Annotated in this window: 8 protein-coding genes; 4 read left to right on the top strand and 4 right to left on the bottom strand. The window is 46.9% G+C overall.

From position 1 onward, the window contains the following. Positions 1 to 158 precede the first annotated feature (158 nt). The gene (locus tag F941_RS00885) at positions 159 to 3,650 is read right to left on the bottom strand and encodes a PAS domain-containing hybrid sensor histidine kinase/response regulator (protein WP_005006804.1); all 3,492 of its coding nucleotides are present in this window, start codon (positions 3,648 to 3,650) and stop codon (positions 159 to 161) included. A 185-nt stretch (positions 3,651 to 3,835) separates the two neighbouring features. Here F941_RS00885 and F941_RS00890 point away from each other — a divergent pair, with 185 nt between their 5' ends. From F941_RS00890 to F941_RS00900, 3 genes are all read left to right on the top strand, one after another. Continuing rightward, positions 3,836 to 4,168 carry a DUF485 domain-containing protein gene (locus F941_RS00890; protein ID WP_005006805.1) on the top strand — a complete coding sequence of 111 codons (333 nt, stop codon included), beginning with the start codon at positions 3,836 to 3,838 and terminating at the stop codon, positions 4,166 to 4,168. A gap of 1 nt (position 4,169) precedes the next feature. After that, a complete protein-coding gene (locus F941_RS00895) occupies positions 4,170 to 5,885 on the top strand; it encodes a cation acetate symporter (protein ID WP_005006806.1) in 1,716 nt (571 codons plus the stop codon). Positions 5,886 to 6,238: 353 nt separating this feature from the next. After that, a complete protein-coding gene (locus F941_RS00900; protein WP_005006811.1) occupies positions 6,239 to 6,928 on the top strand; it encodes an ion channel in 690 nt (229 codons plus the stop codon). 75 nt (positions 6,929 to 7,003) lie between these two features. Here F941_RS00900 and omp33-36 read toward each other — a convergent pair whose 3' ends face one another. Continuing rightward, positions 7,004 to 7,882: a porin Omp33-36 gene (gene omp33-36, locus F941_RS00905; RefSeq protein WP_005006813.1), complete on the bottom strand. Its 879-nt coding sequence runs from the start codon at positions 7,880 to 7,882 to the stop codon at positions 7,004 to 7,006. Positions 7,883 to 9,355: 1,473 nt separating this feature from the next. Between omp33-36 and F941_RS00910 the strand changes: the two genes are divergently transcribed. Continuing rightward, the gene (locus F941_RS00910) at positions 9,356 to 11,059 is read left to right on the top strand and encodes a GGDEF domain-containing protein (protein WP_026253444.1); all 1,704 of its coding nucleotides are present in this window, start codon (positions 9,356 to 9,358) and stop codon (positions 11,057 to 11,059) included. A 79-nt stretch (positions 11,060 to 11,138) separates the two neighbouring features. On the opposite strand, the gene F941_RS00915 is transcribed toward F941_RS00910, so the two are convergent. After that, positions 11,139 to 11,984, bottom strand: a complete 846-nt coding sequence (locus tag F941_RS00915; RefSeq protein WP_005006817.1) for an AbiJ-NTD4 domain-containing protein — start codon at positions 11,982 to 11,984, stop codon at positions 11,139 to 11,141. Positions 11,985 to 12,162: 178 nt separating this feature from the next. Next, positions 12,163 to 14,994, bottom strand: a complete 2,832-nt coding sequence (gene uvrA / locus F941_RS00920) for an excinuclease ABC subunit UvrA (protein WP_005006818.1) — start codon at positions 14,992 to 14,994, stop codon at positions 12,163 to 12,165. Positions 14,995 to 15,042: the final 48 nt, after the last annotated feature.

The following is a 15,042-nucleotide window of genomic DNA, read 5'->3' on the forward strand; positions in this document are numbered from 1 at the left end:
CCCATTTTTTCGGCTTTTTTGATGTATTTTGCCTATGCGGAAAAATAAATTGCCAGTTGATGAAATGATGATGCAGACCGGAAATAGAAATGCCCCATTCATGTGCATGAATGGGGCATGTAAGTTTTTAATTTGCCTATTAAAAACTCAGTGCGGCATCAGCTGCCTGAAATTTTCAGTCCGGACAGCCAAGAGCGCAATGACGCCGGTTTCAGCGGTTTTTTCAGCAGCACAATGTTCAGCTCTTTTAAGCGCTGCGGCAGCTCTGGGTCCGAGTCTGCGGTAATCAGCGCGACGGGAACATTCTCCTGACGGTTATCCAAAATAAAATCTAAACCGACTTGGTCATTGTTCAAGTGCTGATCGACCAGCCAAACCTGAATATTTTCCTGCTGCAGCATGTCCAGTGCCTGTTCAGGCTCGGTCGCCTTAAAGACTTGATAGCCCCATTTGGTCAGCAGGGTCGACATGCCTTCCAGAATGGTTTCGTCATTGTCTAAGCATAAAATTTTGTAGGCTTTGGTTTTCAGCGGCACGGCCTGAATCGGCGCAGCAGTGATTTTCGGCGCCTCCACAATCGGCACGTCAATCATAAAGCAGGAGCCTTTGCCCAGTTCTGAATAGACATGCACCGGATAATCCAGCAGGCTGGTCATGCGCTGCACAATGGCTAAGCCCAGCCCCAGCCCTTGTTCGCCCCAAGGCGAGGTGTGGCCACAGCGTTCAAACTCCTGAAACAGCTTGATGCGCTGCTCTTCGGCAATACCGGGGCCTGTATCCCACACGCCGATGCGGATATGGTTCGGTTTGCCGGCATCGCGCAGCACGCCGACCACGACACGCCCGCGGGCGGTATAGCGCAGCGCGTTGCTGACAAAGTTTTGAATGATGCGGCGGATCCACTGCGGGTCAGTGTCAATCCAGAACTGGGCATCATGCACACTGAATTTAATGCCGCGCTGGGCGGCAATCGATTTAAACTGCAGCTCCAAGTCGCTGAGCAGGTCATGCAGCGGATAAGACTGGCGCTTCGGCTGAATCGTGCCGCCTTCTAGTCGGGCGATATCCAGCAGGGCAGAGAGCATGCTTTCCGCGCCATGCAGCGCGCGGTCCAGCTGCTGCAATGTTTGACGGTCTTCCTGGCTTTGCACGCTTTGTTCCAGCGCGGTGCTGAACAGCCGGGCGGCATGCATCGGCTGCAACAGGTCATGGCTGGCTGCGGCGATAAAGCGGCTTTTTGACATATTGGCTTTATCCGCGGCTTCACGCGCCAGCTGCTGTTCAGACAGGGCATTGGCCAGCTGCTGAGTGCGGTCTTGCACCCGGCCTTCCAAAAAGGCTTCATTTTCACGGAAAGCGGTAATATCCGCGAAAGTGGTGACGAAGCCGCCGCCTTCAATCGGGTTGCCGCGCATTTGAATCACGCGGCCGTCTTTACGGATGCGTTCAAATTCATGCGAACTGCCCACCTGCATCCAGTGAATCCGTTTACGCACATGCTCTTCGACCGAGCCTGGCCCGCATTCGCCGCGTTCCGCGTTATAGCGGATCAGATCGGCAATGGGGCAGCCGACATAGACAATGTCTTTAGGATAATCAAACAGTTTTAAATATTGATTATTCCATGCCACCAGGCACATGTTTTCATCCACCACGCTGACGCCTTGGGTCATATGGTCAATCATGGTCATGATCAGGTTTTGGTTAAAGCGCTGCCACTGCGACGCCTGGTCCAGAATATTGGCGACTTGGCCGAGCGCCAAACCATTATTGACCATGGCCGTGGTCAGAAGGGTCCGTGCGGACGCGGCGCCGATCGTGCCTGCGAGGTACTGTTCGGTAAAGCGCCACCACATGCCGTTGGCGCTGCTGTTTTCGTTCAGGCTGACATTATTCTGCATGCAGAACTGCTGGAATGCGCGGGTGGCCGCGCCTTCGCCGGTAATGCGCTTGGCCAGCGTGATCAGGTCGCCGACTTTTAAGCGCGCAACATCGTGATGCAGATAATTGATATCATTCGAGGTATTGTGTGACGGCAGCGGCTTGGTTTCATAGTAGAAAAAGCTTTCGGCCTGGATCTGCTCTGCAATGCTGGGGCGGAAAATCCGTGAAACCCAGACATATAAAATAATGTTCAGGCCTAGCGCCCATACCACGCCATGGGTTAAGGGGTCAAAAGATTCAAAGCCCAGCAGCGCTTCGGGGCGCAGCCAGCTGATGCCGAGCGGGCCATGGTTTAAAAAGTTCTGTGTATACACTTTAAACTGATCGGGCAGGCTGCGCAGGACGGTGGGCAGCAGCAGGGTGTAAGCCCATAGCGCAAAGCCGGTCAGCAAGCCGGCATAGACGCCTTGCTTGCTTCCGCCGCGCCAGTACAGGCCGCCAATCAGTGCAGGAGAGAACTGCGCTACAGCGCTGAATGCCAAGAGTCCAAAGACAGACAGCTGGTCAATATCATTAAAGAAATGGAAAAACAGAAAGCCCAGCAGCATGACGGCCAGAATGCATACGCGGCGGGTGAATTTCAGCACCAGCGGCAGGCGCTTATCGTGGCGTGACAGCAGGTTGGTGCGCCACAGCGCCGGCATGATCAAATCATTGCTGAGCATGATGGACAGCGCAACAGAAGACACCAGCAGCATGCCGGTAGATGCAGAGAAGCCGCCTAAAAAGGCCAGCAGGGTCAGCCAATCCTGATTATAGCTGAGCGGCAGAGACAGCACGGCAACGTCCGGAATCGCCAAATAAGCCGGCGCAGCATGCAAGGCCCAGCTGGCAATCGGGATGATGGCGACAATGGTTAAAATCAGATAGACAGCAAACCAGCGCCGCGCGCCGCGGATGTGTTTTTCATCGCGCAGCTCAACCACTGCTACGTGAAACTGGCGCGGCAGGCAAATGATGGCCAGCGCGGCCAGCAAGGTTTGAATCCAGAAACTTTCCGGGACGCCAAACAGCTGCACATCATGAAAGGTGGAGCTGATGTCTGCGCTGATTTGATGAATGTTTTCCGGGGCTTCAAAAACAAAGAAAAAGGCCACCGCCAGCAAAGCAAACAGCTTCACAAAGGATTCAAACGCGACAGCCAGCATTAAGCCGCCGTGCTGCTCGGTGTTGGCAATTTGCCGGGTGCCGAACATCATGGCGAGAATGGCCAGAATGCCGGTCAGAAACAGCACGCCGTTGGTCGTGCTGCTGATGCCTGTCGGTGAATCTAAAATGACTGAAGCGCTGAGCGCGATGGCGCGCAGCTGCAAAGCCAAATAAGGGATAATGGCAATCACGGCTAAAATTGTGACCAGTGACGCCAGCGGGCCGCTTTTACCGTAACGGGCGGCCACGAAGTCCGCAATGGAGGAAATGGCATGGTGCTGGCGGACACGGCCCAGCCGGCGCCAAATATCATAACCGAGCGCCACAAACAGCAGCGGCCCTAAATAAATGGGCAGAAAGATGATGCCTTCGCGCACCGCGGCGCCAGTTGCGCCGTAAAACGTCCATGATGAACAGTAAACGCCGAGCGTCAGGCTGAACAGCAGCATGCGTCCCCGGGTGCTGAGCCTGCTGGCGTGCTTTTCGCCAAAAAATGCGCAAATAAAGAGGAGTGCAATGTAGAGGGCTAAAACCCCAATAATAAGCCAGCTGTTCATACTGCCTGCAGCATTAAAATCTTAGGCTCATCATACCTTATCTGGGCAAACCCGTTGAAAATTGATCAAAATTTAACGACCAAAGTCTAAATTACAAAAACCCTGCAAGATTGTTAATGTTAGGGGCGAAATAATTCGAATTAAAAAAATTGCGCCCATGGCTGGGTGCCTACAGGAGTAAGGTTATGGATGAGAGACAAGTAGAGCAAATTCTACAGAATCCAAAATTTAAGGAAATGGTTGCCCGCAAAAGCAGACTGAGCTGGACACTGACTATTATTATGCTGGTCGTGTACGTTGGCTTCATGCTGCTGGTTGGCTACAACAAAGAATTTTTAATGTCTTCAGTAAGCGGCGGCGTCACCACGATTGGTATGCCGCTGGGCTTAAGCATCATTGTACTGTCTTTTGTTTTATGCGGTGTATATTCCTACATTGCGAACAATACGCTGGACTCATTAAACGAAGAAGCAATGCGTGAAGTTGAAGCAATCACTCATGAAAAAGGACTGCACTAAGATGAAATGGAATTCATTGAAAGCACAGGCGCTGGCTGCGCCAGCACTGCTGATGTCAAGCATGGCAATGGCAGGGCCGGATTTAGGTGAAGCTCAGCAGCAGGCGACAAACTGGCACGCGATTATCATGTTCGCCATTTTTGTCGGCTTTACGCTGCTGATCACCAAATGGGCGGCAAAACAAACCACGAACACTGCTGACTTCTATACAGCTGGCGGCGGCATCTCAGGTTTCCAAAACGGTTTGGCGATTGCCGGCGACTATATGTCAGCAGCATCGTTCTTGGGTATTTCGGCACTGGTATTCAGTTCAGGCTTTGACGGCTTGCTGTATTCATTAGGCTTCATGGTGGGCTGGCCAATTGTACTGTTCTTGGTGGCAGAGCGTTTGCGTAACCTGGGTAAATTCAATTTATCTGACGTGGTATCGTTCCGTTTGGCTGAAAAACCAGTGCGTACCTTGGCGGCAATGAGTTCATTGGTGGTTGTGGCATTCTATCTGATTGCTCAGATGGTTGGCGCAGGCCAGCTGATCAAACTGCTGTTCGGCTTGAACTACAACATTGCAGTGGTGATCGTGGGCCTGCTCATGATGGCTTATGTAATCTTCGGCGGCATGCTGGCGACTACTTGGGTACAGATCATTAAAGCGGTCATGCTTTTGTCTGGCGCAACGTTCATGGCTTTCATGGTAATGAAAGGCGTAGGCTTCAGCTTCGCTGAAATGTTCTCTCAATCTATTGATGTTTATGCAAAAGTACATGATATTACTGTGGCAGAAGCGAGCAATATCATGGGTCCAGGCAAGCTGGCTGCCAACCCGATTGATGCGATTTCTCTAGGTCTTGCGTTAATGTTTGGTACAGCAGGCCTGCCGCACATCCTAATGCGTTTCTTTACCGTAAAAGATGCCAAAGAAGCGCGTAAATCAGTGGTTGTTGCTACAGGTTTCATTGGTTACTTCTATCTATTAACTTTCATCATCGGTTTCGGCGCGATCCTTTATGTATCGAACAACCCGCAATTCCTTGATGTCGCAAAAATGGCGGTCACTGGCAAGCTAGAGCTTGTTGGCGGTAACAACATGGCTGCGGTTCACTTGTCTGATGCATTGGGCGGTGACTTGTTCATGGGCTTCATTTCAGCGGTCGCATTCGCAACAATTCTTGCAGTTGTAGCTGGTCTGACACTGTCTGGCGCTTCAGCAATCTCCCATGACTTGTATGCAAACGTATTCAAGAAAGGTCAAACCACACCTGAATCTGAACTGCGCATGTCTAAGATTGCAACTTTAGGCTTAGCGATTTTTGCCATGATTCTGGGTATTTTGTTCGAGAAGCAAAACGTTGCATTCATGGTTGGTTTGGCATTCTCTGTCGCAGCATGCGCAAACTTCCCAGTGCTTGTACTGTCAATGTTCTGGAAAGGCTTAACCACTCGCGGCGCAGTGATTGGCGGCTTAGTTGGCTTAATTACAGCGGTAACTCTAATTATCTTATCTAAAGCAGTTTGGGTAGATACTTTAGGCATCTCTGAAACGCCAATCAACCCATTCAATGGTCCTGCAATCTTTGCAATGCCGTTAGCGTTCATCTGCTGCTGGTTATTCTCTGTAACTGACAGTTCAGCGCGTGCAGAAGCAGAACGCAGAGCATTCGATGCGCAGTATGTACGTTCACAAACGGGTATTGGCATCTCTGGCGCATCAGATCACTAATCTGATCAGCCATAAAAAAAGCTCCGTAAGGAGCTTTTTTTATGGCTGGAATTTGCATGCAGCCCGCTATGAATACCCCATGGTTCAGCCGGCAGTGGCTGAATGATCAAGAGATGATTCAGGCCTGGGTTATGAGGGCTCGATACCATACTCATTAAGCCGCTTTAGGCTGATGATCATGCAAATTAATTGTCTGAAAGCAAAAAGCTTCATGCTAAGTTAATAGTAGATAACAGAGTCAAGCGTATTTTCAGTCTTGACTATTCTATAGTGTGATGTAGACGCTGGCTGTCCGGACAGCATCAGACATCCATAAAAATTTACGATAACCAGAATGTTACGTGGAATGAACCATGCAAGGATTTATTGATTTTTGGAAAGGTTTCCGCCTGCTGCCGTCAGCCTGGCTGCTTCTGCTGCAGCTGCTGATTTTAATTTTGACCGCAATGCCGAATTTCAGCCTGACGTACCGCGCTGTGCTGTGGGTGCTGGGCGTATTGGTGCTGCTGCTGATTGCCAAAGTCATCCGCCAGACTCCCATGTTTACCATTTTAGGCCTAAGCTTTGTCGGCGGCGCCGTCATTTTTTCAACCCTGATCATTTTGGGGGTGAAAAATCCCAATATTCAAATCATTGCCCACAGTTTTGAAGCGCTGGCATATTTCAGCGCCGCCTACGGACTGCTGCGCTATATGTTTGCCGACCGGTATTTAACCAAAGACGAGATGTTTGCTGCCGCGGCTGTATTTACTTTAATCGCTTGGGGCTTCGCTTTTCTTTACAGCATTTGCCAGCAGATTTATCCAGGCAGTTTTTCTAATCCTGATATTCCGGGCATGCAGTCTTGGCTGGATTTATTATTTTTAAGCTTTAGCCTGCAGTCTGCAACGGGGCTGTCAGACTTGATGCCTGTCAGTGCGCCTGCACGGGTTTTGGCGATGCTTCAGATGTTCTGCGGCGTGATGTATTTGGCGATGATCGTTTCACGGCTGATTGCGCTGCAGTATGTAGCGCATTTGCCGAATAAGCATAAAGATGAATAGGGCTGGCAACCAAAATTCAAGCCATAAAAAAGGACGCTTGAAGCGCCCTTTTTTACATTCAGATTCTAAAATGAATTAGAAACGGAATTTAGCGTTTACGCCAACAGTTTGAGTGTCGTTTTTAGCGCCTTCAGCATTTGCATAAACATAGTTCGCGCCAACAGCGACTGCTGGAGTGATGAAGTAGTTTACGTTCGCGCCCCAAGCTGAATCTGGAGTGCCTACAAAGCTAGATGCAGCATATGAAACGCCAGTGCTTAGTTTAGGGTTCAAATACAGGTCAGTTTTGAATTGGTATGCAGTTGCATCACCGTAAACGATGCCAGATTCGAAACCGACAGCCATGTTAGTGCCGTCAATCGCGCCAACATATTTAGCGCGTGCAGTGATTGCGTCTTGATCTTCGCCCAAAGTTTTAGTTTCGCCGGCAGCTTTAACAATACCGTTAGACATGATGTTGAAAGCATCTAAAGCGAATTGATTAGCAGCGCTGGTATAACCAACAGCAACCAAGAAATTAGGAGCAGCAAGCGCACCAACTTCTAGAGCATAGCGGTCACCGTGGTCGTCTGCAACGCCAGCAGCTTTATTGTCAGTAATTGTATTGCTGTAAGACGCGCTAGCATATACAGGAACTACTTTAGTTGGAACATAAGCTTCAGCTTTAGCGCCAATAGTGTGAACAGTTTTGTCAGCGATGCCGTCAACGTCATATTCGCCGTAGTTGTAAGCGATAGAAGCGTTAGATGCTTGGTTTAAAAACGCTGCTTCAGCCAATGGACCTTTAGAAGAGTCAACATTTTTGAAGTAGTAAGTGCCTTGAACAGCGCCAGTAAAGTTTTTATCGTTTACTGTATTGTCGATGTACTCAGATTGACCTTGTACTTCTACTTGATACGCTTGAGCACCGGTCATGGCTAATAATAAAGCAGTGGCTAAACCGAGTTTTTTCATGATAATTACCAGTTATGTTGCAAATGGATTAAACATTGAGCATTGTATTGTAACAAAACATTAAGTCAATGAACTAAAAGAACATTATGAATTTGATTGATTGCTCTAAAATCTATAATGTATTAAAAATGTACGTTTGCACTTTCTGTTGTCAACCCAAAAAATTCTGTCATAACAGTGAAATATGTTAAATATTTTCTGTGTTTTTGCCGATTCAAAAAATAATTTAATTGTTATATTCGATCAATTTTATTTATTGATCGGTAAATTTATTGAAAGTGCAGGCCTGTTCACAGCTGTTCATAAGCTGAAATAAAGCAATGCAGCCTCAAAATGCTTCTTTTTGTGGCAGAAAGGCTTTGCCGAGAATCAAACATTGCACTGTTCACATGCTTGCCGCATCCAGATCTGCACCCATGCTTATCAATAAAGCCAGAGCTTCCGCATAGGGGAAAGCCTTTTAGCCAGCGGTCTATGCTTTGCCATGTACAAGAGCAGCTGGATTAAAGGAATTTCAAGTTTTTGAGTTTTTAGAAAGGGTAAATGCGCCTGTTATTGCATCAGCATCAAAATGGACCGTGTTGATGGTGTTTTTGCAGCTTAAAAAAAGTTGATGCTGCAATGAGGTTAGAAAAAATAAAAAAGTTCAACAGGATTTGCTAAATATATAATTTTATTAATTTAATTTAACAGAATAAAGAGGCTGAAAATTCTCAATAATCGGCAGATTTTGAAAATAGGATGAACTTGCGTTCATCTTTCAATGCTTTTTCAGCAGGAATTAATCCCGACGGTCATCCTAGGCTTTACTTATTTGGCGAAATGTCACATAATGTGCTTATTAGATCAGCTTGATTGCTTTTTTTGTGATCCCTGACTGATTCTCCACAATTTTTTGTTTTATCCGCCCAGCTTTCCCCAAGGTTGGGCTTTTTTTTGCCTGAAATTTAAGATAATTGAGTAAAACTAATCAGTTTGGTGAGAAATTTTTAAAAATGCACCAGCGGAAGCTTGTTTGTGAGGTTGTGCGCCAATATGGTGCAGTAATTTCAGGAAAAGTGAATGATTGAGAATGAAATGGGCAAAAAAAATCCCAGTTCCTATTCAAAACTGGGATTTTCTCGCCAAAATGTGCGGGAAATTTAAAATTACTGCTGAGGATGATTTTAAAATGCCCTAATGCTGTGCATTATGCACCAAATTGTTGCATGTGTAAATAATTGAATTAATGCTTGATTTAAAAATAATCTAATTTTTTGTATCTTTATGAAATTTAAAATAAAAAATATTTTGTACAAAATGTATTTTTCTAAAGTAATTGAATATACTGAGCAACGGGCACTTGGGGAAAGGCTTGCATTTATTTGAACTGAAATAAACAGTCAAATAGAATGCCGCGCCTAACAGTGGATTTTCTTTGCCTTGAATCAATCAGGGCACTAAATCATTGCGTGAGAGATCTAAGACATCGCTATAAATGCTTTGCGTTCAGAACATATCAGCAGCCGTTTATGGATAGCGATGCTTGTCATTGTCCTGTCTGTGTCTTTAATCGGTTTGCCGCTGATTGTGAGCAGCAACCGCAGCTATCAAAAAAGCGCCGAAGCGCTGCAGGAAATTCAAAGCTTAAAAATGGTGGCGGAACTTGCCAATAAAATTTCCAAAGAACGCGCGCCCGCCAATAATGCCATGTCCAGTTCGCCAAAAGATGTGCAGCAGCATTATGAGGCATTAAAAAAATATCGCGCTGAAGTTGATGTCCAAATTCAATCCACTATTCAAATGCTGGAAAAAACCGGTCAGCACGACATAGCGCAAGGGCTGCGGCAGAATTTTTTGCCGGCATTAATGAAAGGGCGAAAGGCTGTAGACGGCTATATTGCAATTCCCTATGCGCAGCGTGAAATGCGCCAGATGGATGATGCTATTGTGGCCATGTTCCATGCATGGGACCCCTGTTATGAAGCGCTGCAGGATATCGTCCGCAATGCAAAATCGAAAGATGATGCCTTATCCAACTACTATATTTTAATTTTATTGCTGGCCGACTTGCGTGATCAGGCGGGGCGCTCCGCATCCAATATCATGGCTGCGGTGACGTTTAATGAGCGCATATCTGATGAAAATCTTGGGCGGTCCATGCAGACCCAGCGCCAGACCCAATATCTGTGGCAGCTGGTCGGCGTCATTCAGCCTGATGATGCGAAAAATAATCAATTTAACCAGCTTTATCGGCAGGTTAAAGATCAATTTTTGAATCAGGGCCTGCCGATTGTCAGCAGCTTAATGGAAGACAGTTTAAAAGGCCGGCCTTTCAGCAAGAGCGGCCCAGAATTGACTCGGGAGATGGTCGGAAAATATACCACCGTTGTGGATTTGCAGAATTATATTTTAGAAACCAGCATCAGTACGGCGTATGCAAGACAGCAGAATGCTCAAAAAGAATTTATTTATGCCATTTTGATGGTTTTGGTCTCTTTGCTGACAGTATTATTGACCATGATTTATGCCAAAAAATGGGTGTTTGGGCCGTTGATTCTGGCACGGGAACAACTGTTCAATCTTGCACATGCAGAAAATAAAGCACGCACTTTTGAGAAAAAAGCCAAAGCGGATGCCAGTATTTTTGATGCGATCAGCCGGTTGCAGGCTCGGCTGCAGCAGCGCGAAGCATTTGAATTTCAATTGAAGCATATTGCGCATTCGGATTCGCTGACAGGCGTCGCAAACCGTTTTGCACTGGATGAGTATATTAAGCTGCTGGAAAAACAGCCAAGCCAGTTTAAAAAAACCTGTTTGATGCTGATTGATATCGATAACTTTAAGCAGGTAAACGATAGCCTGGGCCATATTGCTGGCGATTTGGTGATTCAGTCTATCGCTGAAAGCTTGAAAAGCTGCATGCGGTCCTCTGATTTGCTGGTGCGCTATGGCGGTGATGAGTTTTTGGTATTGATTGAAGATATCAGCTTAGACACGGCATTAAGGATTGCGGAAAAAATCCGCAGAACCGTTTTGGCTTCAGAGCTTTTTCAGAGTGAAGAATTTGGGCAGGTCAATGTCTCTATCAGTGCCGGGGTTGCTGTAGGGGCAGCCAGCTGGATGGCGTTGCTGGCGCGTGCGGATGAGGCTTTGTTTCGGGCGAAGGCGAAAGGGAAGAATACGGTTTCGAATTAGTTTTTTATTTGGCATGTCTGTATGCCCCAGTCAAACAGGCTATATTCATGACGCTGGTCATGTGAATGGATGCTGGAATTTAGTCTTTGATTTTTTCGATGAGATAATTAATAAAATTGGTGCATGCAACGAGCATAAATTTCGTATCGATATAATTTAGATTTGATGCTTCTAACATGGCATGACGGATACCATCTCCATCTGAAGTGTAGCCATAGAGTAGGCTTAAACTTTTCTTTAAAGCTTCATGCAATCCATACTTATCTTCAATGAGTTTTAAAGCTTGACCTAAACTTGCTTTATCATTTTTTGTGACGATTTTACAGATGGATTCGACAGCACTAATTGACTCTTTAATTGAGTTTCTATAGTCAGGACTTTGACGATCTGACATAAGCTGTAAAGCTTGGTTTAGATGTTGTTGAACCCCTGAAAATGCATTTGAATTTTCTAAAGCTTCTTCAATGGATTGAATTTCTTGTTCGGAGGTAATGGAAGTAATTTCATTACCAATTAAGCGATAGGCGCTATTCTCTCTTTCTAAAACATGATTGATCGATTGTATAAAATCATTTTTGTGACTTAATAGTGATTGTGGGTAATGTTCAATAGTTTCTTCTATAAAGCTATAAATTTCATGCCAAGTTGCTGTGAAAAAATAGTCTCTAATTCTGACTTTTGTATCTGAGGTCTGAGTTGGAATGGTATCAATTGGCTTTTTAAAAAAGTTAAAATAATAATTATAGATAAGAGTATAAATGTTAGAACTGTCTGTATGCCTGTATTGCCAATGTTTATGAGTAACTTTATTCCAAATATAAGTATCAAAAATACTCCATAATCCATTTTTTAAATGATCATCCATACTTTCTTTTTGAATAACATCACGAATTGACTTATATCCATATCTTTCTGAAAACCGCATTATTTCCCCAAATAAAAAACGGTGAATGAATCACCGTTTTAGCATAGAAAAGGTATCTTTTAAATCTCCCCTAACCCTGAGCCATATATGGCGCAAGGAAAAAGAGGTAGGGGGAACGCCATTGAATTAATAATGGAATGCTCCCTCCATTATCAAAGTAGGGTTGGGGAGGATTAAATCATTTTAACAACGGCTTCAAGAACTTCGCTGTATGTGAAACTTTAGATTTCACCACTTCTTCAGGCGTACCTTCGGCAATAATCATCCCGCCGCCAGCACCACCTTCAGGGCCCAAATCAATCACCCAGTCAGCAGTTTTAATCACATCCAAATTATGCTCAATCACTACAATGGTATTGCCCTTATTGCGTAGCTCATGAAGGATATCTAACAGTTTAGCAATGTCATGGAAATGCAGGCCGGTGGTCGGCTCATCCAATACATACAGCGTTTTGCCAGTATCGCGTTTTGCCAATTCACGCGCCAGTTTCACGCGCTGCGCTTCACCGCCAGAAAGCGTAGTCGCAGACTGACCCAAACGGATATAGCCCAAGCCCACTTGGTTTAATGTTTCTAAACGGCGGTGAATCACTGGAATGGCATCAAAGAAATGCATGGCATCTTCAACGGTCATTTCCAGCACATCCGAAATGTTTCTGCCCTTGTAATTCACTTCCAGCGTTTCGCGGTTATAGCGCTTGCCGTGGCACGAATCGCAAGGCACATACATATCCGGCAGGAAGTGCATGGCCACTTTAATCATGCCGTCGCCTTCACAGGCTTCACAGCGTCCGCCTTTTACGTTAAACGAGAAACGTCCAGCCGCGTAGCCGCGGGCTTTGGCTTCCTGCGTCTGTGCAAATAATTCACGGATGGGAGTAAATAAACCTGTATAGGTTGCAGGGTTGGAGCGCGGGGTGCGGCCAATCGGGCTTTGGTCAATATCCACGACTTTATCAAGGAACTGCAGGCCATCAATCGAATCAAATTTTTCTGCGGTCAGCGTAGTGGCGCCATTCAATTGGGTTGCCGCCAGCGGCAGCAACGTGCGGTTAATCAGTGTCGATTTGCCTGAACCTGAAACGCCGGTGACGCAAGTCATAACGCCCAAAGGAATAGTCAAATCAACATTTTTCAGGTTATGGCCCGCTGCGCCCATCAGTTTGATTTGTTCATCTGGTTTTGGCGGCTGCACACGATTTTTCGGCACTTCAATTTTTAACTTGCCCGATAAATATTGGCCTGTCAGAGAGTCCGGATTGGCTAGAATTTCTTCATAGGTGCCTTCCGCAATCACATAACCGCCATGAATGCCTGCGCCAGGGCCAATATCAATAATATGATCGGCGGCACGGATGGCATCCTCGTCATGCTCAACCACCAAAACCGTATTGCCCAGATCACGCAGGCGCACCAAGGTTTCCAGCAGGCGATCGTTGTCACGCTGATGCAGGCCAATTGACGGTTCATCCAGCACATACATTACGCCCATCAGGCCTGCGCCAATTTGCGACGCGAGACGGATCCGCTGCGCTTCACCGCCAGACAGGGTTTCAGCAGAACGCGACAGGCTTAAATAATTCAGGCCAACGGATACCAAAAAATGTAGGCGTTCACGGATTTCCTTAAAAATCTTATCGCCAATTTCGCCTTTCGCGCCTTCCAGCTGCACATGCTGATAATATTCTGCGGCGTCGCCAATCGACATTTTGGTAATTTGCGCGATGGTTTTGTCTAAAATTTTGACATTGCGCGAAATCTCATTCAGGCGCGAACCATCGCAGGCATCACAGGCGGCATTGGATAAATATTGCGCCAAATCTTCCCGCACATAATTGGACTCAGTCTCGCGGTAGCGGCGCTCCAAATGCGGCAAAATGCCTTCAAATGGCTGTACACGGCTGTGGCGGCGGCCGCGTTCATCAATATAGCTCAGGTCAATTTTTTCTTTGCCGGTGCCGTACAGGAATTTCTTTTTGGTCTCGGCATCCAGTTCATTCCACGGCGTTTCCAAGGTAAAGCCGTAATGATCCGCCACTTTTTGGATTATGCTGTAATAATACGGACGCTGTCTGTCCCAGCCGCGGATGGCGCCTTCACTGATGCTCAGCGCATTATTCGGAATCAGCTTGTCTGCGCTGAAATGGCTACGTGTTCCCAATCCGTCACAGACTGGGCAGGCGCCAAAGGGATTGTTGAAAGAGAACAGGCGCGGTTCCAGTTCAGCCACTGCGCGGTCACATTCAGGGCAGGAGTGTTTGGCGGAAAACACGCGGTCAGCCTGTTCGCCCTTCATCCATGACAAAATAGCAATGTCGCCGCCAAGGCGCAGCGCCGTTTCAAAACTTTCGGCAATCCGGTTGCCTAAATCTTCACGGACTTTAAAGCGGTCCACCACCACTTCAATGCTGTGCTTTTTCTTTTTGTCCAGTTCCGGCGGCGGATCAATTTCCATAATTTCGCCATCCACGCGCGCGCGGACAAAACCCTGGCTCTGCAGCTGTTCAAACAGCGCGGTGTATTCACCTTTGCGTTCCCGCACCACGGGCGCCAGCAGCATCAGGGCCGTGCCTTCTTCAAGCCCTTTGACCGCATCCACCATTTCTGAAACCGTTTGCGCCACCATCGGCAGGTCATGTTCCGGACAGTACGGCGTACCGACGCGGGCATACAGCAGGCGCAGATAGTCGTAAATTTCAGTGATGGTGCCGACGGTAGAACGCGGGTTGTGGCTGGTGGATTTCTGCTCGATGGCGATGGCGGGACTGAGGCCTTCAATCGAATCGACCTCAGGCTTTTCCATTTGCGATAAGAACTGGCGCGCATAGGCGGACAGGGATTCCACATAACGGCGCTGTCCTTCGGCATATAGGGTGTCAAAGGCTAAAGATGATTTTCCTGAACCGGAAAGCCCCGTAATCACCACAAACCTGTCGCGTGGAATATCAAGGGACACATTTTTTAAGTTATGGGTGCGTGCGCCTCGAATACGGATGTGGCTTTGGCTCATAAAAACATCTCAGTTTGCTGCAAATGGAAGGTTATATATGATAGCGCA

Origin of the sequence: Acinetobacter bouvetii DSM 14964 = CIP 107468 (assembly GCF_000368865.1) — a bacterium.
GTDB classification, from domain to species: domain Bacteria; phylum Pseudomonadota; class Gammaproteobacteria; order Pseudomonadales; family Moraxellaceae; genus Acinetobacter; species Acinetobacter bouvetii.